The 22,427-nt window shown below is 69.3% G+C and carries 18 protein-coding genes and 1 pseudogene; 11 read left to right on the top strand and 8 right to left on the bottom strand.

Translation table 11 applies throughout. The features are described 5' to 3' along the window. The first annotated feature begins 18 nt into the window (after positions 1-18). Together NXI30_07865 and NXI30_07860 are read left to right on the top strand one after the other, a co-directional pair. The gene (locus NXI30_07865; protein MCR9094117.1) at positions 19-1,263 is read left to right on the top strand and encodes an acyl-CoA dehydrogenase family protein; all 1,245 of its coding nucleotides are present in this window, start codon (positions 19-21) and stop codon (positions 1,261-1,263) included. A gap of 130 nt (positions 1,264-1,393) precedes the next feature. Continuing rightward, positions 1,394-1,645 (top strand): hypothetical protein, encoded by a 252-nt coding sequence (locus tag NXI30_07860; GenBank protein ID MCR9094116.1) that lies wholly within the window; start codon positions 1,394-1,396, stop codon positions 1,643-1,645. Between the two features lie 461 nt (positions 1,646-2,106). On the opposite strand, the gene NXI30_07855 is transcribed toward NXI30_07860, so the two are convergent. The 4 genes from NXI30_07855 to NXI30_07840 form a co-directional block, all read right to left on the bottom strand. Next, a complete protein-coding gene (locus NXI30_07855) occupies positions 2,107-2,883 on the bottom strand; it encodes a PAC2 family protein (GenBank protein MCR9094115.1) in 777 nt (258 codons plus the stop codon). A 132-nt stretch (positions 2,884-3,015) separates the two neighbouring features. Next, complete coding sequence (locus NXI30_07850) at positions 3,016-3,750, bottom strand: response regulator transcription factor (protein MCR9094114.1); 735 nt, start codon at positions 3,748-3,750, stop codon at positions 3,016-3,018. After that, positions 3,750-4,667, bottom strand: coding sequence for a HAMP domain-containing histidine kinase (locus tag NXI30_07845; GenBank protein ID MCR9094113.1), 918 nt, complete (start codon positions 4,665-4,667; stop codon positions 3,750-3,752). The genes NXI30_07850 and NXI30_07845 overlap by 1 nt, the downstream gene beginning before the upstream one ends. A gap of 59 nt (positions 4,668-4,726) precedes the next feature. Continuing rightward, on the bottom strand, positions 4,727-5,290 hold the full coding sequence (locus NXI30_07840; protein MCR9094112.1) for a GNAT family N-acetyltransferase: 564 nt from the start codon (positions 5,288-5,290) through the stop codon (positions 4,727-4,729). A 113-nt stretch (positions 5,291-5,403) separates the two neighbouring features. Between NXI30_07840 and NXI30_07835 the strand changes: the two genes are divergently transcribed. After that, positions 5,404-6,189: a nucleoside phosphorylase gene (locus NXI30_07835; protein ID MCR9094111.1), complete on the top strand. Its 786-nt coding sequence runs from the start codon at positions 5,404-5,406 to the stop codon at positions 6,187-6,189. A gap of 15 nt (positions 6,190-6,204) precedes the next feature. On the opposite strand, the gene NXI30_07830 is transcribed toward NXI30_07835, so the two are convergent. Further along, positions 6,205-7,566, bottom strand: a complete 1,362-nt coding sequence (locus NXI30_07830) for a VCBS repeat-containing protein (protein ID MCR9094110.1) — start codon at positions 7,564-7,566, stop codon at positions 6,205-6,207. A 291-nt stretch (positions 7,567-7,857) separates the two neighbouring features. Between NXI30_07830 and NXI30_07825 the strand changes: the two are divergent. From NXI30_07825 to NXI30_07800, 6 genes and pseudogenes are all read left to right on the top strand, one after another. Continuing rightward, positions 7,858-8,817: pseudogene (locus tag NXI30_07825) on the top strand (ATP phosphoribosyltransferase regulatory subunit). Between the two features lie 24 nt (positions 8,818-8,841). Beyond that, positions 8,842-9,144: a His/Gly/Thr/Pro-type tRNA ligase C-terminal domain-containing protein gene (locus tag NXI30_07820; GenBank protein ID MCR9094109.1), complete on the top strand. Its 303-nt coding sequence runs from the start codon at positions 8,842-8,844 to the stop codon at positions 9,142-9,144. Positions 9,145-9,274: 130 nt separating this feature from the next. Continuing rightward, positions 9,275-11,209 carry a biosynthetic arginine decarboxylase gene (speA, locus tag NXI30_07815; GenBank protein ID MCR9094108.1) on the top strand — a complete coding sequence of 645 codons (1,935 nt, stop codon included), beginning with the start codon at positions 9,275-9,277 and terminating at the stop codon, positions 11,207-11,209. 14 nt (positions 11,210-11,223) lie between these two features. Then, entirely contained in the window at positions 11,224-12,042 is an 819-nt protein-coding gene (locus tag NXI30_07810; GenBank protein MCR9094107.1) for an exodeoxyribonuclease III, read from the top strand. Positions 12,043-12,056: 14 nt separating this feature from the next. Then, a complete protein-coding gene (locus NXI30_07805) occupies positions 12,057-12,764 on the top strand; it encodes a PaaI family thioesterase (protein MCR9094106.1) in 708 nt (235 codons plus the stop codon). A gap of 41 nt (positions 12,765-12,805) precedes the next feature. Further along, complete coding sequence (locus NXI30_07800) at positions 12,806-13,669, top strand: phytanoyl-CoA dioxygenase family protein (protein ID MCR9094105.1); 864 nt, start codon at positions 12,806-12,808, stop codon at positions 13,667-13,669. Between the two features lie 10 nt (positions 13,670-13,679). Here NXI30_07800 and NXI30_07795 read toward each other — a convergent pair whose 3' ends face one another. Then, the gene (locus NXI30_07795; protein ID MCR9094104.1) at positions 13,680-16,226 is read right to left on the bottom strand and encodes a rhomboid family intramembrane serine protease; all 2,547 of its coding nucleotides are present in this window, start codon (positions 16,224-16,226) and stop codon (positions 13,680-13,682) included. A gap of 96 nt (positions 16,227-16,322) precedes the next feature. Here NXI30_07795 and NXI30_07790 point away from each other — a divergent pair, with 96 nt between their 5' ends. Next, the gene (locus tag NXI30_07790) at positions 16,323-18,563 is read left to right on the top strand and encodes a CehA/McbA family metallohydrolase (protein MCR9094103.1); all 2,241 of its coding nucleotides are present in this window, start codon (positions 16,323-16,325) and stop codon (positions 18,561-18,563) included. 18 nt (positions 18,564-18,581) lie between these two features. On the opposite strand, the gene NXI30_07785 is transcribed toward NXI30_07790, so the two are convergent. Both NXI30_07785 and NXI30_07780 read right to left on the bottom strand, forming a co-directional pair. Next, a complete protein-coding gene (locus NXI30_07785; GenBank protein MCR9094102.1) occupies positions 18,582-20,624 on the bottom strand; it encodes a methyl-accepting chemotaxis protein in 2,043 nt (680 codons plus the stop codon). 68 nt (positions 20,625-20,692) lie between these two features. After that, positions 20,693-21,223: a YfiR family protein gene (locus NXI30_07780; protein MCR9094101.1), complete on the bottom strand. Its 531-nt coding sequence runs from the start codon at positions 21,221-21,223 to the stop codon at positions 20,693-20,695. 192 nt (positions 21,224-21,415) lie between these two features. On the opposite strand from NXI30_07780, the gene NXI30_07775 reads away from it, so the two are divergent. Continuing rightward, on the top strand, positions 21,416-22,417 hold the full coding sequence (locus tag NXI30_07775) for a glycosyltransferase (GenBank protein MCR9094100.1): 1,002 nt from the start codon (positions 21,416-21,418) through the stop codon (positions 22,415-22,417). Positions 22,418-22,427: the final 10 nt, after the last annotated feature.

The raw sequence follows: 22,427 nt of genomic DNA, 5'->3' as shown, positions 1-22,427 counted from the left end.
CGCGACATGGAGTCCGAAATGCCGATCGACTTCGAACTCAGCGCCGGCTCGCAGATCTCCCTCGAGCACTACAACAAGATCGCGCGAGAGCAGATGCGCCCGATCTCCCGAAAATACGACCTCGAGGAGCACACGCTCCCGACCGAGTGGGTCGACTACTGGTGGAGCGAGGGGCGCAAGGGGCCGCAGGACAAGGGCGCCTTCCAGAACGACGGCTTCGTGACCGTCTGCCTGCAGGCGGAAGAGCTCTGCTGGGGCGACGCCGGGCTCTACCTGCGGATGCCGACGCCGGCCCTCGGCGGCTCCGCCGTCTCCGCCGCCGGAACCAAGGAGCAGCGCAGCAAGTTCATGAACGCGTTCCGCGAGGAGGGGGGGCATCCGATCTGGGGCGCGATGGCCATCACCGAGCCGAACGCCGGCTCCGACTCCGCCGCGATCGAGACGACCGCCGACTACGACGAGGCGACCGGGGAGTACGTCCTCAACGGCACCAAGATCTTCTGCACGGCGGGCGAAGGCGCCGCGACCGTCGACGGCGGCTTCGTCGTCGTCTGGGCCACGATCGACAAGAGCGCTGGCCGTGGCGGCATCAAGTCCTTCGTCGTGCCGGCGAACACCCCGGGCATGGAGCTGATCGGCTGTGAGAAGAAGCTCGGCATCCGGGCCTCGGACACCGCCACGCTCCGCTTCGAGGACTGCCGCGTCCCGGCAGAGAACCTGCTCGGCTCGAGCGAGGTCAAGAAGAAGGATCCGAAGAAGTCGGGCGCCAACCCCAAAGACAAGGGCTTCAAGGGCGCGATGGCGACCTTCGACGCGAGCCGCCCGATCGTCGCCGCGATGGCGACGGGCATCGGCCGCGCCGCCCTCGACTTCCTCAAGGAAGAGCTCGAACGACAGGGTGTCGAGATCCGCTACGACGCACCGCCGCGGGAGCTGACCGCGATCGAGCGGGACGTGATCGAGATGGAGGCGGAGCTCCGCGCGGCCCGACTGCTCACCTGGCGCGCCGCGTGGATGATGAACTCCGGCAAGCCCAACAACCTCGAGGCCTCGATGGCCAAGGCGAAGGCCGGCCTCGCGGTCACGAAGATCACCCAGAAGGCGGTCCAACTCCTCGGCCCGGTCGGCTACTCGAAGAAGCTGCTGGTCGAGAAGTGGATGCGCGACGCGAAGATCAACGACATCTACGAGGGCACCCAGCAGATCAACCAGCTGATCGTGGCCCGCCGCATCCTCGACTATCCGTCCGCGATGTTGCGATAGAGTGGCTTCGTCACGCCGAGACGCGTGGCGACGTCCATCGCGACGGCCTCTCCTGCGGACACGAATGCCGTCCGCGGCCATGCGTCGCGCGTGGACGACGACCGGGCCGAACGCCCGCTAGGATTCCCCCATGCCGATCGACGACCAACTCCTCGACATCCTCTGCTGCCCCGAGACGCGCCAGCCCGTGGCCCGCGCCGAGGCCGCGGTCCTCGCGCCGCTCAACGCCGAGATCGAAGCGGGGCGCCTGCGCAACCGCGGCGGCGCGAAGGTCGAGACGGTGATCGAGGAAGGCCTGCTGCGCGAAGACGGCCGCGTCCTCTACATCGTCGACGACAGCATCCCGATCATGCTCATCGGCGAAAGTATCGAACTCGGCTGACGCGCGCGTTCGCAGGCCGTGCCAGGCGGCCGGGTCGGCGGGCGGCTGGATCCTCACTTTCCCTCGGCGCGCCGGCGGACCGCATGATGCACTGGAGGCCGTGCATCGCGCCTCGCGGTTTTATTGCGGTCCAGGCGCCCGCCGCCCCGGCCGCTCGGGACGATGTGCGTAGAGGCGCACGTGGTGCGCTCGCACGATTTCGATCGGACGCCGCGCCGCGCAGCCCCGCCTAACAAGCACGGCAGTCGCAACCGACCCGAGCGAGCTCGGACGTGGCCCCTCGAGCACCCCGCCCGAGGCTCGGCCGGCGCGCGCTCAGACCGCAAAAAAACCGCGAGGCCTGGTGCACCACGCCCGAACGATCACGCCCCCCGCCGACAGGCCGAGAGAAAGTGAGGATCGGAGCGCGCGCCGGCCCAGCCCCGGCACGGCATCCGAAAGGCCGCGTTCGAGACGAGCGACTATTGGGCGAACTCGCGCCGCTTCAGCTCCTTGACGTAGTCGGAGAGCTCTTCGTCGGAGGCGACGACGCGCGAGACGTCCTCTTCGAAGCGGAGGGCGTCCTCCCGCATCTTCTGGAGATCGAAGGGGACCTCGAGGTACTGCGAGACCTTGCGCAGGAGCGCGAGGGCACCGCGCGGGTTCGGGGTCGCGGTGATGTAGTGGGGGAGTCCGGCCCAGAGGGAGAGCACTTCGACGCCCTCTTCGATCAGCGCGTTCGCGAGCACACCGACGATCCCGGTCGGCCCCTCGTAGCTGGTCGGCTCGACCTCGAAGCGCTCGAGGAGCGAGGCGTCGCTGGCGAAGCCCGAGACCGTGACGGGCTGGGAGTAGACGACGTCGGCGAGATACGCGCCCAGCAGGAGACAGCGCTGGACGCCCATGTCGACGGCGAGCTCGACGATCGACTCGCAGTAGCTGCGCCAGCGCATGTGCGGTTCGACGCCGAGGCCGGTGATCAGCTCGAGTCCGTCTTCGGTCACGCCGTAGCGGAACTCGCTCGACGGCCAGGAGATCGGGCCGGAGTGTCCGGTCGCGTAGTGAACCTGCGGACGTCGGACCGTGAAGTCGTAGTAGTCGTCGGGGTCGATGTCCGCGAGGGGCACGCCGCGAAGATGGGCATCGACGAAACGGACCGCCGACGAAGCCGACTCGCACGCGTCGTTCCAACCTTCGAACGCCATCATCAGCGTCGGCTCGCCGAGGACCGGCTGGACATGCATGCGCAACGAACTCATGGGGAGAAGTTGGCACGATCCCGCCACTCTCCACAAGCGAAAAACACGCGTCACTCGTGCGTCGTTCTCATCGCGTCGTGGACGATTGATCCGCAATGAGCACTTGACAGAGACGAACCGTTGCGATCGGTCCTAACGATCGAATCGATAGCCGCGTCCGCGGACGGAGACGATGTGTTCCGGCTCACTCGGGTCGCGTTCGAGATACTTTCGGAGACGGACGACGAAGCTGTCGATCACACGCGTCTTGGTGTCGGGGCGCAATCCCCAGACCTGCTCGAGCAGCTCACCCCGCGTGACCGTCTCGCCTTCGCGGTCCACGAGCGCGCGCAACAACCCGGCTTCGCGGGTGGTGAGCGTGACCGTCTCGTCGGGCGTTTCGATCGCGAAGCGGTCGAAGTGGATCACGCTCTTGCCGACCTGGACCTCGGCGCTCGGATCCGTGCGCTCGAACGCCCCGTCCCAACGTCGGCGTCGGAGGAGACCGCGGACCCGCGCGAGCAGCTCCTCGAGTCGGAAGGGCTTCGTCAGGTAGTCGTCCGCTCCTTCCTCGAGGCCGCGGACGACGTCGGCGCCGTCGTCTTTCGCGGTCAGCATCAGGATCGCGACGTAGTTGCCCGACGCACGGGTCCGGCGCGCGACCTCGAAGCCGGAGAGCTCGGGCAGCATCAGGTCGAGGATCACGAGGTCGAGACGCGGGGCTTCGCCATCGGAGATCCGCTCGACGGCGGTCCGCCCGTCCGTCGCGACCTCGACCGAATAGCCCTCCTCCTCGAGGTTGAAGCGCAACCCGTCGGCGATGTGCGCCTCGTCCTCGACGACGAGGATCCGTGCCGCGAGACCCTTCGACTCCGGCCCCGCGGCCATCAGGCGGGCCTCAGGGTCACGACGAAACGGCTCCCGCGCCCTGCCCCTTCCGAGAGCGCGACGATCCCGCCGCCGTGCTTGCGAAGCAGCGTGCGAACGACGAAGAGACCCAGGCCCAGCCCCGAGACCTGTCGTTGGACGTCGCGGCCCGCCCGGTAGAACCGGTTGAAGATCCGGCCGAGCTCCTGCTTCGGGATGCCGATCCCCTGGTCGGAGATCTCGACGCGCACGCGGCCGTCCGGGACTTCGATGATCCCGACGCGGATGCAGATCGGGTCGTCCGAGTACTTCACCGCATTCTCGAGCAGGTTGCGGAAGATGACGCCCAGCTCGGCTTCGTCACCGCGCACCCGAAGCGTCCGGGACGGGTCCAGGCGAACGGCGTCGGCATCGAGATCGTGTCGTTCCCGGAGCTCCCGCACGTTCGCTCCGAGGACTTCGCGCAGATCGACGCTCGGGCGATCGGCCGTCTTGACCGCCCCTTCCTCCGCCCGGGCGGCCGCCAGCACCTGGGTCACCGTGTACTCGAGGCGATCGAGGTCCTCGCCCATTCGTCCCAGGAACTCCGCCCGCTTCTCCGGCTTCAGCTCGTGCCGATCGAGGGTCTCGAGCCCGAGCCGGAAGGACGCGAGGGGCGTCTTCAACTCGTGCGTGACGGCGTCGATGAACGCGCGCTGGGACTGGTTGAGTCGCATCTCGAGGACGAGCTTCACGCTCAACCAGACCAGGCCCGCGAAGACCATCAGGAAGAAGAGCGTGCCGAAACCGAAGAGCACGAGGTCGAAGGTCGACATGCCCGTCTCGGCGCCGGGCTCGTCCCGCCAGACGAGGATCTGCCAGCCCACGCCGAGGGCGAGCACCAGGACCATCGAGACGATCCCGATCGTGAGCGGGCCTCCGATCGATCGGCGGGGCATGACACCTCCAGGGGCGAGGCGATCCCCGGGAACGCAGGGGGAATCGCTCGTCCGGGAGTCTATCGCGGATCGTCGGCGAGCTGCGCGTAGACCGCCGCGTCCTCCCATGCCCCACGCACGAAGAAGTCCCGCCGCCGCACCCCTTCCCGCACGAATCCAAGGGACTCGATCAGGGCGATCGACCCGGCGTTGGCGGGGAAGATCCGCGCGAAGACCCGGCGGGCCGCCAAGGGACCGAACGCGAAGTCCCTCAGGGCCTCGACCGCTTCGCGCCCGAAGCCCCGCCTCCAATAGCCACGATTCAGCACGTAGCCGGTCTCGAGCTCGCCGCTTCCGGGCAGCCCGCCGCGCAAGCCGCACCCCCCGATCAACGAGTCGCCGTCACGGAGCACGATCGCCCAGTCGAGGGAGCCGGTCTCGACGTGCGTCTCCGGCGAAGTCGCAGCGGCGAGGGCCATGCCGTCGACGCACGTCTCGAGAAAGCCGCGGGTCTCCTCTTCGGTGTTCGGACCGAAGCTCGTGTAGCGCGTGACTTCGGGATCGCTCCCGTAGGCGTGGACCGCGTCGAAGTCGGTCGGCGCGAAGGGGCGGAGGATCAGGCGATCGGTCTCGAGGCGGAGCATGTCGCGTCTCCCGGAAGGGCGCGGGGCGCGCGGGCCGGGAGTCTGGCACGCCCCCGCGAAAACCGCTTTCCTGCCCCCGCCGCGCGTCCCCTGCGCACCCGAAGGAGTCCGTCTTGAGCGACGCCCAACCGATCACCGGCCTGCGTCCCGGTGAACTCGCCCCCCACGCCTTCGTCTGCGGCGACCCCGCCCGGGTCGAGCGCATCTCCGCCGACTGGGACGACAAGCGCGTCGTGGCGCAGGTGCGCGAGTACATGGTCGTGACCGGATCGAAGGATGGGATCCCGCTCTCGGTCGCCTCGCACGGCATCGGGGCCCCTGGCACCGCCGTCCTGCTCGAAGAGATGATCAAGCTCGGCGTGAAGACGATCGTCCGGATCGGGAACTCCGGCGGCCTCGACCCGGCCCTCGAGGTCGGCGACCTCGCGATCACGACCGGCTGCGTGCGCGACGACGGCACGAGCAAGACCTACGTCGTGCCGGAGTATCCGGCGGTCGCGAGCTGGGACGTCGTCGGCGCGCTCGTCGCGGCGGCGAGCGCGACGAACGCGCGCGTGCGCACCGGCGTGACCTGGTCCCTCGACGCGTTCTACGCGCGCAACGCCGTCGCGGGTCCGGACGACACGCTCCTCAGCATGAGCGTCGACGGCTACTGGCCGTCCCCTCTCGGCGCACGCATCCGCGACATGCAGCAGGCCCGCATCCTCAACTGCGAAATGGAGGCCGGGATCCTGCTGACCCTCGCGGGACTCTTCGGGATCCGCGCGGGCGCGATCTGCGTCGTCTCGGACAAAGCCCCCTGGCCCGGCCCCTCGGAGATCGACCTCGACGCGAACATGGGTCAGTGCATCGAGATCGCGACGAACGCGATGCTGGCCCTCGCTCGGATGGACGCCTGACGTCGGCGTCGCCGCCTACTCGAGCGCCAGCTCCGCCGGGATCGGCATGATGTTCCAGGTCAGGATCGAGCGCGGGTCGTTCCGCTCGTAGATCACTTCCTTGACGAGCCGGCGGCCGTTCCAGACGTAGCGCCGGATCTCGCCCTGGTTGTCTCCGGCGACGTAGAGCTCCTGCTGGCCGTCCTCGTCGAGGTCGAGCGCGATCGTCGCGTGCTCGAAGCTCGAGGAGCGGCGATCGATCGCCTTCTTGCGCCAGGGCTTCGTCGGGTCGTCACCGGGCCGCAGCCACCAGACGCCCTTCGCGAAGAGGGCCGCCACGATCTCCTTCTTCCCGTCGCCATCGAGGTCCGCGGGCGTCAGGAAGCGTCCCAGTCGATCGTCGAGCTCGGCGATCACGACGCCCTGGTCCGCCGGCGTATCGGCCTCGTAGCGCCAGACCTCGGTCCGGTGGCTCATGCGCTTCGTCTCCGGATCGACCTGCCCCTCGACGATCACGTAGAGCTCGTCCTTGCCGTTGCCGTCGATGTCGTGGACGAGGATCTCCTTCGCGTGGCGATCGCCGAGATCCGCCACGACGACGCGGCCCTCGCCCTTGCTCGGGACGTAGCGCACGACCTGGCCCGACTGGTGCGAGCCGTCGAGCTTGTTCGGCTCGGAGGGCGTGGCGTAGATCTCCATCGCCCCGTCGCCGTCGACGTCCCCGAGCTCCACCTCGTGCACGAAGGTGTCCTTCTCGACGTCGAGCTCCTCGACCGCGTAGCCGTCGGCGGTCGGCCGCACGACCGCGACGACGCCCTGGTCGTGGGTCGCGACGGCCATCACGTTCGTGCCGTTGCCGTCGATGTCGCCGACCTCGATGTCGCGCATGCGCGAGAACTGTCCGCCGAAGTCCTTCTCCCAGATCGTCTCGGAGTAGAAGGCCCCGTCCGGCTGCTTCGTCCAGAGCTTGAGCAGCGCCTTCTCGCCGGCGCCGGTCAGGAGCTTCGTCTCGCCGGCGGGGGTCTCGTAGGCCATCGCCTTGTGGAAGACGTTGCTCGCCTCGTCGGTCATCCGGGTGACGACCCACTCGCCGCCCTTGCGGACGATGAACTCGAGCTCCGCGGGGAGCGGATCGGAAGAGCCTTCCGGGAACGCGGAGAGCGCGAGCACGAGACCGTTCTGGATGTCCGCGGGCGTCTCCGGGCGGGTCGACTTCTTCTTCTCGGGCGCCGGGGTCGGCGCCGCGGCGGCCTGGGCGGGCTCGGTCTTCTGGGAGGCGCCGGGCGCGCCGTCGTCGCCGCACGCCAGAACCCCGATGGCGAGAACCGTCAGGGCGAGGGTCAGGACGAGCCTGTCGGGGCGCCCTCGGAGCGCAGTCTTCGCGAGCATCGAAATCATGGTTCCAGATCCCTCGTTTGGATGACCGCCGTCGGGCGGGTCGACCGGTGGGCCCACGGGCCCGTTCCCGGCGCTTTGTAGCAGTCCCGCTCCCGCCGGGGGAGCCGACGGCGGGCGGTCCGCCTATCCGCTTCGCGGGAGCGAAATCGCCTCCCAACGAGTCGGACGCTGCGCATCGTGGCCTGAGCGTGGTATCCCCTGATTCGCGAAATCCCGGCCGATTCGGCCGGCGCGGGATCGCCGCCCCGACCGGGCGTCGGCGATCCGCCCCCGAAAGACGAAAGGCGGCCCGTGGCAAAGGGCAAAGGCGGCGACGGACTCAAGGCCCCTCGGGGCACGCGGGACTTCTACCCCGAAGACATGCGGCGTCGGAACTGGCTCTTCGACCAGTTCCGACGGTCGGCCCATGCGTTCGGCTTCGAGGAGGTCGACGCGCCCATGGTCGAGCATCTCGACCTCTTCCGACGGAAGGCCGGGGAGGAGATCGTCGACCAGCTCTACCACTTCACGCTCCACGACCGGGAGCTCGCGCTGCGCGCGTAGATGACGCCGTCGATCGCGCGGATGGTGATCGCGCGCCAGGGCGCGATGCGCTTCCCGATCCGCTGGTTCACGGTTACGCAGAACTGGCGCTACGAACGCATGACCCGCGGCCGTCGGCGCGAGCACTTCCAGTGGAACATGGACGTCTGGGGAGAGCCCGGCGTCGAGGCGGAGGCGGAGCTGCTCTCGGCGATGTTCCACGCGCTCGACGGGCTCGGCCTCGCGCGGGGAAAGGTGGGCGTCCGCCTCAACAGTCGCGCCCTCCTCGAGGAATCGCTGCGCGCAGGCGTGCTCGCGGATCGACCCGACGTCTTCGAACCGCTCTGTGTCGTGATCGACAAGATCGACAAGATCGGGGCCGAGGCGGTGACGGAGCAGCTCTGCGATCCCGAAGGCAAGGTCGGGCTCTCCGAGGGCGAGGCCGAGACCGTGATCGAGATGCTGTCGGCCCGCTCCCTCGACGAGGCCGCGAAGTTCACCGTCGACGACTCGCAGGCGATCGCGGACCTGCGCAAGCTCTACGACCTGCTCGACGCCTACGGCATCGCGGACCATGTTCCCTTCGACGCCAGCGTCGTCCGCGGCCTCGCCTACTACACGGGCGTCGTCTTCGAGGCCTTCGATACGGCGGGCGAGCTGCGCGCGATCGCGGGAGGCGGCCGCTACGACCGCCTGGCCGAGACGCTCGGCGGCAAGCCCGTCCCCGCCGTCGGCTTCGGATTCGGCGATGCGGTGATCGCAGAGCTCCTGGCGGACGAAGGCCTCTGGCCGGATCTCGCGCGGGATGTGCAGGACGTCGTCTACGCCTTCGGACCGGCAGAGAAGCCCGCCGCGATCGGCGTCGCCTCCCGGCTCCGAGCGGAGGGACGTCGGGTCGAGCTCTGCCTCGGCCAGAGCAAGCTCAAGCGCGTACTGGGCGATGCGGACAAGGCCGGCGCCGAGCGTGTCTTCCTGATCGGCGACGACGAGCGCGCCCGCGGCGTCGTGAAGGTGCGGAACCTCGCCGCCAAGGAAGAGCACGAAGAGCCGCTCTAGGCGACGGTCTCGACTCCTGTACACGCGAAAAGCGGGCATGTAGAATCCGGCGGCGGCGCCTCCAGCGTGCTCGCCCTCCTCCTCCCTTTCCTCTCTTCCCGTCCCGCGGCCGTCCACCGCCGGAGTCGCCATGTCCGAATGGACCCCGAAACAGAGCGCCGATCTCTATCGGATCGCCGACTGGGGCGACGGCTTCTTCTCCGTCTCTCCCGACGGAGACCTCCGCGTGCATCCGCGTGGAACGGAGACCGGGATGAACGCGTCGAGCAGCGAGCCGTCGCGCTCGATCGACCTGCCTCATCTCGTCGGCGAGCTCGAGCGTCGCGGCCTGCGTCGTCCCATGCTGATCCGCTTCTCGGACATCCTCGCGGCGCGGATCGAGCACCTGGCCGGCTGCTTCTCGGAGGCGATCGCGGAAAACGCCTACGCCGGGCGCTGGCGCGGGGTCTATCCGATCAAGGTCAACCAGCAGGCCCACGTGGTCGAGGAGGTCGTCGAGTTCGGCGCGCCCTTCGGTGTCGGTCTCGAAGCAGGCAGCAAGCCGGAGCTGCTGATCGCCCTGGCGCTGCTCGACACGCAGGACGCGCTGCTCGTCTGCAACGGCTACAAGGACCGCGCCTACGTCGAGACCGCGCTCCTCGCCCAGCGCCTCGGCCGCAACCCGGTGATCGTGGTCGACCGGTACAACGAGATCGACCTGATCGTGAAGGCCGCCGCGAGCCTCGGGATCCGGCCCCAGATCGGACTGCGGGCGCGGCTGTCGACCGTCGGCGCCGGTCGTTGGGTCGAGTCGAGCGGCGAGCGCTCGAAGTTCGGGCTGTCTGCCGACGAGCTGGTGCGGGCGGTGGAGCGCCTGCGCGCCGAGGACATGCTGGACTGCGTCCGGCTGCTCCACTTCCACATCGGGAGCCAGATCACGTCGATCCGCGCCCACAAGGACGCGCTCCGCGAGGCGATGAGGATCTACGTCGGGCTCCACCGACTCGGTGCCGAGTCGCTCCACCTGCTCGACGTGGGCGGTGGCCTCGGCGTCGACTACATCGGCGGCGGGACCGACGACCCGTCGTCCATGAACTACTCGACCCAGGAATACGCGAACGACATCGTCTTCGCCGCCAGCCAGGCCTGCGCCGACGCCGGCATCTCCGAGCCGGACCTCATCACCGAGTCGGGCCGCGCGATGGTCGCCCACCACTCGGTGCTGGTCTTCGACGTGATTGGCGTGAACCGGGACCAGAGCCCGGCGAAGCCACCGACCTGTGAAGAGGACGACCACGCCGTCCTGCACTCGCTCAAAGAGGCCGTCGATACGATCGCGCCGGAGACCCTCTCCGAGTGCTACCACGATCTGCTCCACGGACGCGACGAAGCCGCTTCGCTCTTCTCCCTCGGCTACCTCGACCTGCGCGGCCGCGCGAAGTCCGAGACGCTCTTCCATACGGGCTGCCGCCGGATCGGAGAGATCCTCTCGCAGCTCGGCGAGACGCCCGAGGGGTTCGAGGACCTGAACGAGCTCCTGACCGACACCTATTTCGGAAACTTCTCGATCTTCCAATCCGCTCCGGACGCCTGGGCGGTCAAGCAGGTCTTCCCGGTCATGCCGATCCATCGGCTGGACGAAGAGCCCGCGCGGAACGGGACGATCGTCGACCTGACCTGCGACTCCGACGGTCGACTCGACCGTTTCATCGGCGAGCACGAGGAACAGCCGACGCTGCGGCTCCACGCCTGGAACGGCGCGCCCTACTTCCTCGCCGTCTTCCTGGTCGGCGCCTATCAGGAGATCCTGGGCGATCTGCACAACCTCTTCGGGGACACCGACGCCGTCCACGTCCGCCTCGACGGCGAAGACGGCTACGAAGTCGAGCACTTCGTCGAGGGCGACGCGGTGACCGATGTCCTCTCCTACGTCCAGTACGACAAGCGTGCCCTCTCCGAGCGGGTTCGCCGCACGATCGAGCGGGCGTTGCGCGACGGCCGGATCTCCCTCGAGGATTCGGCCCTCCTCCGGAAGCGCTACGACCAGGGCCTGAACGGCTATACCTATTTGTCCGACGAGAGCTGAACGTGGCCGCCCGAATGAAGACACCCCCGAAGAAGAGCAAGGACGACGTCCGGGTCTATTCCTGGAACGTGAACGGCATTCGCGCCGCGACGAAGAAGGGCCTCGACGTCTGGGTGCGCGACTCCCGGGCGGAGATCATCGGCCTGCAGGAAGTCCGCGCCGACACGACGGCAATCCCCGACGAGATCCTCGCCCTCGACGACTACCAGCACCACTACGTCGCTGCCGAGAAGAAGGGCTACTCCGGGGTCGGCCTCCTCTCCCGGCGCAAGCCCGACCGCCTCGACACGAGCCTCGGCGAAGACCGCTTCGACGCGGAGGGACGGCTCCAGGTCGCGCGCTTCGGCCGCCTCGTGGTCGCGAACGGCTACTTCCCGAACGGATCAGGCAAGGACCGAAGCAACGACCGCGTGCCCTACAAGCTCGACTGGTATCGCGCCCTCTTCGAGAAGGTCGAGAAATGGCGGCGCGGGGGCTACCGAGTCCTCGTCATGGGCGACTACAACACGGCCCACAAGGAAATCGACCTCGCCCGGCCGAAGGACAACCGCAAGACCTCGGGATTCCTCCCGGTGGAATGCGAAGAGCTCGACCGCTGGATCGACGCCGGCTGGATCGACACCTTCCGCGCCTTCGAGGACGGACCCGGCCACTACTCCTGGTGGAGTCAGCGCTTCGGCGTCCGCGCGAAGAACATCGGCTGGCGGATCGACTACGTCCTCGCCTCGCCGTCGGCGATGCCCTTCGTGCGCAACGCCTTCATCGAGCCCGACACCCAGGGCTCCGACCACTGCCCGATCGGCGTCGACCTCGACCCGGCGATCTTCGGCTGAACGGAGCGCATCTCATGGCCGAGCACGACCCGATCGACGGGGATCGCACCTACTACGACCCCGAGGCGGTTCCGAATCCGACGGTCTGGCGGCAGAAGCGGCGCCTGGCCGATGCCCTGCGCCGCGTGATCGAGCACATGGTGCTCTCCGACGCGCCGGAAGACGAGCTCGCCAGCGCCGCCGACGCGCTCGAGCGCTACGCGGATCGTCTCGAGGGTCACCCGAAGCTCGTCCGCACGATGGGCCATCCGGAAGCCGCGACGTCGGGCGATGCGGCCGCCTTCTTCGACCAGAGCCCGATCATCGGTCTCGCCAACCCGCTCGCGCCGCCGCTGGCGATTGCCCGATCCGGCGAGCTCACCGCCCGCGCGACCGCGACCTTCGGCTCCGCCTACGAGGGGCCGCCGGGTCACGTCCACGGCGGCTGGATCGCCGCCGCCTTCGACGAGGTGCTCGGCTACGTGCAGAGCCTCGGCGGCAACCCCGGCATGACCGGCCGCCTGACCGTGCACTACCGCCGTCCCACGCCACTCCACGTCGACCTCCGGTTCGAAGCCCGGCTGCTGCGCGAAGAGGGCCGGAAGATCTTCACCGAGGCGCAGGTCTACGCCGGCGACACGCTCACCGCCGAAGCCGAAGGCCTCTTCCTTTCGATCCCTCCCGAGCGGCTCGCCGCCCTCGCGAGCGAGGCGATCGGATCGGACGGCGCGGCGAGCGGGTAGGCGAAGCGGGGCGCTCCGCGACGCGCGGGCAGGAGAAGACCATGGGCAGCCTCACGCAGGACCAGATCGATCACTACTGGCGCGAGGGGTACGTCGTCCTTCCGCCCGTCCTCGAGTCCCACGAGATCGAACGTTTCCTGGCGCGCGCCCGGGACGTCGTCCACGGCGACGTCCCGCCGGAGGCCGCGAACCGGATCGTCAAGGACATCTCGTTCGTCAAGGGGCATCTCCCGATGCCCGAGGATCCCGAACACGCGGTCTGGAAGATCCTCAACCCGGACCGCTTCGACGCGACCTTCCGCGCGTGTCTCTCGCTCCCGAAGGTCCTCGACGCCGTCGAGTCGCTGATCGGCGAGGATCTGATGGCCTTCCTGCTGATGTTCATCTACAAGCCGCTCGGCGTTCCCCAGTCGGTCCACCCGTTCCACCAGGACGCGGTCTACTTCATGTTCGAGCCACAGGATTCCTGCCTCGGCGTATGGATCCCGCTCGATCCGGTCGACGAGAAGAACGGCACCCTCGAAGTCGTGCCCCGTTCCCATACGGAGGGCGTGAAGGAGCACGGCGCCCGCGAGGGGATCAACTTCGGCGCCTTCGCCGCCGAGGGCGTCGAGGGAGAAGAGGACGTCCATCGTCGATCGATCGCCCTCGAGATGCAGCCCGGTGAGTGCCTGCTCTTCAATACGCGGCTCTACCACCGGAGCGGAGGCAACGAGACCGACCGCCACCGCCGGGTGATCACGCTGCACATGGCCAGCACGAAGTGTCGGATGACCGGGCCGGGGATCGAGGAGTACGCGTTCAGCCACGTCCGCGGCCGGCTCTACGACGGCTGTCTGAAGCCCCTGGCGGAGCCGCGGCTGTCCCTGACCAACGCCTTCGTCGAGGCCGAAGAAGGCAGTTGACCGCGAGCGACTAGGACGCGGACTCCGCGAGCAGGACGTCGCGTTCGTAGCTCGCGAGGTCCTCGAAGCGGCCGAACCGGCCCTCGAGAACGTCCCGGTTCGGAAGGCAGGTCGCCCCCGTTCTCGCCTCGAGGGACGCGATCCAGGTGGTGAGCGCTTCGAAGGGATTCGCGGCCCCCGGAGAGAAGGCGAGCGGGTCGAAGCGATCGCTGCGCGCCCGGATCGACTTGAGCGGGTCGCGGGTGTCGCCGGTCCAGTTGAGCACGAAGTCGATGACGAGGACCGGCCGCGGACCGAGCCCGTCGACCGCACCGAGGGCGATCGCATCGATCCGGTCGAGGGGGAGCTTCGTCTTCCCGCGGCCCTCGGCGTCGACCTCGATCCACACGTCGCTCGCGCCGACCGGAACCGCGTCGACGGCCTTGAGCACGCGGCGAGTGAGCACCGTCGTCGCGGCCTCGGGGCCCGGCGAGGCGAACGCGACGTCGCCGGTCGCGGGGGCGACGGGCGTCGCGTCGCTCTCGGCCTGCGGATCGAAGAAGGCGGTCCGGCCGTCGTCGTCGATCGACACCGCCGGAGTCGCGTCGAGGAACGTCGTCTTCGCGTCGGCATCGGAGGCGGCGGCCGAGGCGTCGTCGCCGAAGACGGCGGTCGACGTGTCTTCGTCCCCGGCGAGCGGACTCGTGAGCTCGTCGGTCGCGTCCATCATCGGCGTGAGATCCGAGTCGGTCTCGTCCTCCAACGGATCCACCTGGTCCGCGCCGACGCTGTGGAGACCGAAATCGAACCCGGACTCCGGTGTCTCGAGATCATCGATCTCGAAGAGCGAGTCCTCGTTCATCGTCGGCTCGAGGACCCCCGAGACGTCGGCGAGCGCGTCGGCATCGATCGCCGACCGGTCGTTCCAATGGGAGAGCACATCGCCGGAGTCGACCGGAGCCGCCTCCGGGTCGGCGGCCGCGTCCGCAGCGAGACGCTCCATCGAGAGTGCGCCCGTATCGAGGGCCTGCGCGGCGAGGGCGTCCTCGTTGGCATCGGAGGTCTGCGCTGGCTCGACGTCGGTATCGAGCTCGAGCGGAAAGGCGGTCGTCTCCACGGTCTGGTGCTCGGCCTGCACCCGACGATCGAGCTGCGAACGGGACGCCGGCGGCGGGGCCGGGCTCGCGGCAGGCGCCCCCGGCGCGTCGGTCGTCGCGACGAGGCGTTCGAGCTCTTCGCGGAGGTGGCCTTCGATCGAGGGATCCTCGAGGGCGAGCTGCGCCGCCGTGCGGGTGAGCTCCGGGTCGAGGTCACGAGCGATGTTCACGATCCGCGCCGCACCGGCGGAGGACACGCCGGCGTCGATCGCGCCCTGCAGCGAGAAGAGCGCCTCCTCGGGATGACTCGCGTCGAGCAGCGCCTCGCCCAACCGCACGAAGGCCGTCGGCTCGAGAGAGACCTCGCAGCGCGTCGCCGCGAGGGGGTACCAGTAGTCGAGCGCGAGGGCGAACTCGCCCTTGCGAAGCGCCGTCCGCAGGCTCGGCAGGATCGCCTCGGCTGCGGCCTCCGGCTGTCCGACCTCGACGGCGATCGAGAAGAAGGCCTCGCGGACGTCGCTGTCCTCGGGATCCTCGCGCCACGCGGCCTGGATCAGATCGAAGGCCTGATAGGGGTCCCCGTCGCTGCGCAGACGCGCGGCGCGAAGGACGACCGGGTTCGGCCCCTTGCCGCGGCGCTCGTTGGAGATCGAGTCGATTCGCGCCTCGACGCTCAGCAGTCGCAGGACGCCTGCCGTCGCAGCCCCGAAGCCCACCGCCGCGCAGAGCGTCGCCCAGGGAACGGCGCCGAGGTCGTCGATCCAGAGGCCACGGACCGCGAACGACTCCGTCGCGATCCAGACCGGGAGCACGACCCAACCCGGAAACGGCAGCTGACCGCCGAGACTCCGAATGAAGTAGGCTCCGACGAGCGCGCCGGCGAGGCCTGCGCTGCCGCTCCACGGCACGCCACTCGCGCCGTCGAGCACGCGGTAGGCCTGTGCGGTCAACGGGATCGACGTGAGCACGAAGAGCGCGAAGATCGGAGAGCCCCAGCTTCGTTCGAGGGGCACGCCGACCAACAGGAGCACGGCGATGCACAGCCCGACCGCCGCCATCGCCCCGTGGACGAACGCATGCGAGATGTAGTTCCGGCTCGGCGTCTGCTGATCGAGCACGCCGAGACGCCAGGCGGGATCGGCGCCCATGCGCGCGACGTAGGCCTCGTCGATCAGGCCGTCGAGCCGAGCCTGGGAGCGGGCGAGCAGCCGAGGCGGAAGACGGACGTCGCTCGCGGACTCGGCTTCGGCGAGGGCGGCCTCCGAGCGAGCCTCCGCGAGCCAGGTGGCGTCGAGGACGAGCTCACCGAGGGCATCTACGTCGAGGACCGGATTCCGGACGAAATAGTCCCGTGCCGCTTCCCGCGCGTTGTCGAAGCGGGCGCCCGAGCCGGGCGACGGATCGCCGAGCAAGAAGGGCACCGCCGCGATCGCGACGGCGAAGAGCAGGCTCACGAGCGGCGTCTTCTGCAGCCAACCCAATCCGGTCGTCTCCCTGGGGACACCAGGTGCCGGACGGACCCGCCCGCCGACGCTCCCGGCTTCTCTGATCAACGGACGGACCGGCGACTGTCCTTAGTGGGAAAACGGAAGGACGAACACCGGCTCGCGATCACGCCCCGACGCCGGGGCTTCGGAATCCGCTCCTGCTGGAAGATTGCGTCCCGACTGCACGGCCTTCTGGGACTCCTGCTGCTGGCGATCGCCGGATGCGAGGCCGGGGAAGAACCCGTCGCGCAGATCCCCGCTTCCCCGGAGCCGGAGGAAGGGGAAGCACCGATCCTCGAGGCGGCCCCGTGGTTCGAGCTGCCCGAAGACTGGTCCAGTCGGCACCCCACCCTCTCGCCGAACGCCCAGCTCGAGACCCACCTCCTGCTGCTCGCCGAGCAGGCCGCCGAGGCCCATCCCGGAGACGGCGGGGGCCGCGTCTGGCTCGAGCGGGTCGACCCGGTCGGCCCGACCTCCCGGGAAGGCGGTCGCCCGTGGCGGCGGACCGAAGCTTCGACAAAGCCCGTGCTCCCCGCGGCGACGACGCATCGTTTCGAGCTCGTCTTCGAGGTCGGCCCCCTCGGTGTCAGCGAGGGCGGCCTCCTCTTCCTGGCCGCCGAGGCCTTCTGGGACTGGAGCCCCGCACAACACGTCGATCGGGAGACCCCGGGCTTCACGGTGGCCGAAGTCGTCCGCGGCGACGCGCGACTGGCCCCCGATGCTTCCGGCGCAGGCTTCGAAGTCGTAGGTGGGCCGTTGGTCGAGGGGGACCGGGTCCGGTTCGTCTACGGGGCCGGCCCCTTCGGTGCGCAGATCGACCGCTATGCGGAGCGGGACGCGGAGATCGGGGTCGCCGTCGACGCGGACGGAGACGGCTATCGCCGCTTCACCGACGAAGGAGCACGCCTCGACGTCGCGGCACGCCGCGCGGCGCGCCTCGTCGCCCATGGACCCTCGGAGCTCGCCCCGGGCGACGCGCTCACGGTCCGCGTGTCACTGGTCGATGCGCAGGGCAACCGGACGGACCGCCTCGCCGATGGCGCCCCTCCGATCGGGCCTGACCCTGGGCGGGTCGGGCTCGAGATCCGACCCCTGCCGGAATCGACGATCGCATTCGGTCCGCCGCGAGAGATCGACGTGCCGGACTGGCAGGACGGGGGCGCGAGCGTCTCGCTCGGCAAGGTCTCCGGCGAGGGCGTGCTCCGTCTCGAAGTCCGCGGCACGGGTCGCCTCGCGGACTTCGCAGCGACCCTGCCCCCGATCGTCGCGCGACGTGGGCCGCGCCGGCTCGTCTGGGGGGACCTCCACGGCCACACCGGCCTCTCCGACGGAACGGGCCGCCCGGAGGACTATTTCCGGTACGCCCGGGAGGTCGCGCGTCTCGACGTGGTCGCCCTGACCGACCACGACCACTGGGGGATGCGTCCGCTGGCGCTCGACCCGGAGGCCGCGCGCGGCGTCTTCGACACGACCGACGCCGCCGAGGAGCTCGATCGCTTCGTCACGATCCCGGGCTACGAGTGGACCAGCTGGCTCCACGGCCACCGCCACGTCCTCTACTTCGATCCGGCGGGCAGCGAGCCGCGCCCGGAGATCTTCTCCGCGGTCGACGACGCCACCGACCGCCCCGACGAGCTCTGGAACGCGCTCCGCGGCCGCAACGCCCTGACCTTCGCCCATCACTCCGCCGGCGACCCCGTCGCGGTCAACTGGCGCTACCGACCGGACCCGGCGCTCGAACCCGTCACCGAGATCGCCTCGGTCCACGGCCAGAGCGAGTCCATGGAGATGCCGGTCCCGGTTCGGGGCGGGATGCCCGGCTGGTTCGTCCTCGACGCCCTCCGCGCAGGCTACCGCTACGGCTTCATCGGCAGCGGCGACTCCCACGACGGCCACCCCGGCTTGCCGCAGATCGCCGGCGGTCACGGCGGTCTCGCGGGACTCTTCGTCGAACGTCTCGATCGCGGCGCCGTGAAGGACGCCCTCCTCCGGCGACACACGTTTGCGACGAACGGCATCCGGCCCTTCCTCGAGGTCTCGATCGACGACGTCCCGATGGGCGGCACGCTCCCGACCGCCGACCGCGAGCACACGCTTCGAATCCGATACGAGGCGACCGACACGATCGACCGGATCGAGCTCGTCCGCAGCGGCCGCATCGCCGCCCTCGAGCCGGAGACGCCCCTCAGCGTGGATCTCGAACGGAAGATCCCGGCGCTGCGGCCCGGCGAGTTCCACTACGTCCGCATCCGTCAGGCCGACGGAGGCAACGCGTGGTCGAGCCCGATCTTCGTAAGCGCGCCGCGCGCGTCGGAGACCGGCGCGGATTGATCGGAACGCCGTCCGGGCCTAGAGCCGGAAGCGATCGATCTCCTGCTCGAGACCTTCCGCGTGGTCCGCGAGATCCTTGACCGTCTCTGCGGTCTCCGCGGCCCGACGCGTCGTCTGGACCGTGACCTCCCGGAAGACCGCGAGGGCCTCCTGGATCTGGTCGGCCCGCTTGCTCTGATCCTTGGTCTCGACCGAGATCTCCTTGATCTTCGAAGCGACGATCTCGACGGACTGGGTGATCAGGCTCGATTCGCGGCGCTGCTCCTGCGCCGAGTTCTTCACCTCGAGACCGAGGTGACGCATCTGCTCGACGCCCCGGGTGATCTCCGCGGTGGCGCTGTCCTGCTCGTGGGTCCCGCGATTGAGCTGCGTCGCGGTCTCCTTGACCTGGGTCATCGCGACCCCGACCTGGTCGATGTCCGCCGCCTGGCTCCGGGTCGCCTCGACGATCTCCTTCGCCCAGCGGTTCGACTGCTGGGTGCTCTCGCCGATCTCGCGCAGGATGCGGCCGGCCGTGTTCGAGAGCTCGACGCCGCGCTCGACGCGCGTGGAGCCCTGCGCCATCGCAGCCACGGCGCTGTGGACACCGCCCTGGACCGAATCGATCAGGTCGGCGATCTCGCGGGTGCTCGAGGCGGTCCGCTCGGCGAGGCTGCGCACCTCTTCGGCGACGACCGAGAAGGCCCGCCCGTGCTCCCCCGCCTGCGACGAGATGATCGCGGCGTTGAGGGCGAGCAGGTTCGTCTGCTCGACGACCGACTCGATGACCTTGACGACGGCACCGATCGACTCGCTCTTCTCGGACAGACTCGAGATGATCGACTCGATGCCCTCGAAGGACTCCTGGATCTCGACCATGCCTTCGACGGTCTGGTGGACCGCGGACATGCCCTGCTCCGCCTTCGACTGGGTCTGGTCCGAGAGCGCATGGCTCTCGTTCGCGTTCGACTCGACGGTGCGGACCGAGCCCGAGAGAAGCTCGAGGGCCTGTGCGGTCGATTCCGTCGACTGGTTCAGGATGTCGGCGCTGCGGGCGATCTCACGAATCCCGCTCGTCATCTCGACGACGCTCGAAGCCGTCGTCTCGATGATCTCCGACAGCTCGTCGATGTGGTTCGCGGTCTCGGCGATCGAGGAGTCCATCTCGATGGCCGCGCTCGACGTCTCGATCGCCGTCTCCGAGAGCGCCTCGACGTTCGCGTTCACCGTGTGCATCGAGGCGATGATCGATCCGATGGATTCAGCGGTCGATTCGACGGCCTCCTCCTGGCGCTGGGCCTCCTCCCGCATGGTGGTGCTCGCGGAGGTGAGCTTGCCCATGGCCGTCGCGACGTAGCGCGTGTTCTCACCGACCTGCGAGACCAGGCCGCGCAGACTGTCGACCATCGCGTTGAATGCCCGAGCCAGAGCCCCGGTCTCGTCGTCCGAGCTCACGGTGACCTGCGTCGAGAGATCGCCCGCCGCCATCGAGGCGGCGCCCTGCACCAGCTGTTCGAGGGGCGTCGCGATCGTCTGCTGGAGTCGAGCCGCGCCCCACCAGCAGAGGACGAGGGAGATCACGACGACGCCGAACACGATGGCGAGCGACGTGAAGAGGAAGGCCTGGACCTGCTTGGTGTCCGAGCGGAGGTAGACCGTGCCGATCTGTTCTTCGCCCATCCGGATCTTCGCAGCGAGGTCGATGTGCTCCCGCGTCCAGGTCGGCTCGTAGGAGAGATCCCGCGGCGGGCGGAACCCCTCGATGTCGGCGCGGACGTACTTCGCGAACACGCGGCCGTCGCCGTCGTAGACGACGGCGGCCTCGATCGACTCCACCGCCTTGAGCGCACGGAGCGTCTCCATCGCGGCCTGGTCGTCGTCGAAGAGGAGCGATGCCTCCGAGTTCGCGCCGGTCACGCGGGCGAGGACCCGGAGGTTCTCGTCCATGTCCTGGCGGAACTGCAGGGAGGCCGTCGTGAAGAGCGCGCCGGCGGTCAGCACGAGCGCGAGGCCCGTCGTGACGAAGAAGCCCCGCTGGATCCGCCGCTGGATCGAATCGCGTCCGACGTCGCTATCCGGCATCGACCCGGCCCTCCGTCGAGCTCGAGGATCGCCCGCTCCGCGTGTCGCATTCGCCCATGCCCGGACTCCTACTTCACGACCGTCGCCAGACGGAGCAGACGGGAGCTGATCTTCAGCCCTGCCTGCTTCGCGGCGCTGGGGTTGATCTCGAAGCGGATCTTGTTGTCCGCGCGGATGAAGTTGGCGATCCCGCCCGCCGCAGCGAAGCCCTCGCGGTCCGCGACGGTGAACACGTGGCCGCCGGAGACGCTCGAGGCGACGGCACCGGCGCCGGCGTCGAGGCCCTCGCCGACGTAGAGGATGTGGCAGCCGCCCGCGGCGTCGAGGCTCATGTCCGAGACGACGTCGACGGCACGCTCGCCGACGCTCTTGCCACCGACGGCCTGCGACACGATGCTCGCGAAGTCGCCCGCGCCGGCCATGCAGATCCGCACCGGCGCGCTCCCGTTCGCGAACGCCTCGTCGGGCCATTCCACGTAGCGGGCGAAGTTGAAGAGGAACGCCGCCTTGATCTGGTCTTCGGATTGCGCACGGGCGGTCGTCGCGGATCCGCCGAGGGCGAACACGCAGACGACGAGGCCGACCAGCGTTCGACGCATGTGGACCCTCGCGGATGTCATGGAAGGCGTTGCTCGAAGCACGCGCAGGACTCCAATCGAGAAGTGGGGAACCGACTCGCTCCTTGTCATCGGCAGGCGTTTCGCGAAACCCAACCCTCGCCGTGGAAATCTCGACTCGGCGTGGTCAGTAACCCCCACTCGATGGCTCGATTCACCTCAGGAGTTCCCTCGATGCCGCGCGTGACGGTGTTGATGCCCGTCTGGAACGCACGCCCCACCCTCGCGACCGCGCTTCGAAGCGTCGCGCGGCAGACCGAACGCGACCTCGAATGCCTCGTCGTCGACGACGGCTCGACCGACGGCTCGGCCTCGCTCGCCGACGACTTCGCCCGTCGCGATCCCCGCTTCCGCGTGCTGCGCCGGCCGCACGCCGGGATCGTGGCCAGCCTGGAGGCCGGCCTCGGCGAAGCGCGCTCGCCCCTCGTCGCGCGCCTCGATGCCGACGACTGGATGCGGCGAGATCGGATCGAGAAGCAGGCAGCGTTGCTCGACGCCCGACCGACCCTCCAGGCGGTCGGTGGCGGTGTCCGGCTCTTCCCGCGCGCGGGGCTCCGCGATGGGCGCCGGGAATACGAACGCTGGCTGAACGCCCTCGATACACCGGCGCGGATCTGGCGCGAGCGCTTCATCGAATGCCCCGTCGCGCACCCGACCCTGATGATCCGCCGGGATCGCCTCACCGCCCTCGGCTATCGCGATCGCGGATGGCCCGAGGACTACGACCTGGTGCTGCGTCTACTCCGCGACGGCCCCGTCGTCGGCACGGTGCCCGAGCGGCTCCTCGGCTGGCGCGATCTCCCGACGCGACTCTCCCGAACGGATCCGCGCTGTCGCCTCGACCGGTTCACGGCGTGTCGCGCGTGGCACCTGTCGCGCGACTTCCTCGACGGCTCGCCGGAATACCTGCTCTGGGGGCACGGTTCGACGGGCAAGGCCCTTCGCCACGCGCTGGAGCCCCTCGGCCATCGCGCCGCAGCGATCGTCGAGGTCCACCCCGGCCGGCTCGGTAACGCGATCGGGGGCGCACCCGTAGTCCCGGTCGATGCCCTCGAAGAACGACCGCCCTACCCGCTCGTGGTCTCCGTCGCAGGATCGACCCCGCGTGGGGAGATCCGGGCACGTCTCGACGAGTACGGCTATCGCGAAGGCTTCGACTACGTCTGCGCGGCCTGAGCGCCGCCAC

The organism is bacterium (genome assembly GCA_024742285.1).
GTDB lineage: Bacteria > Myxococcota_A > UBA9160 > UBA9160 > UBA4427 > UBA4427.
Note: the sequence above shows the minus strand (reverse complement) of the source record. Positions and strands in the feature narration are given on the sequence as shown.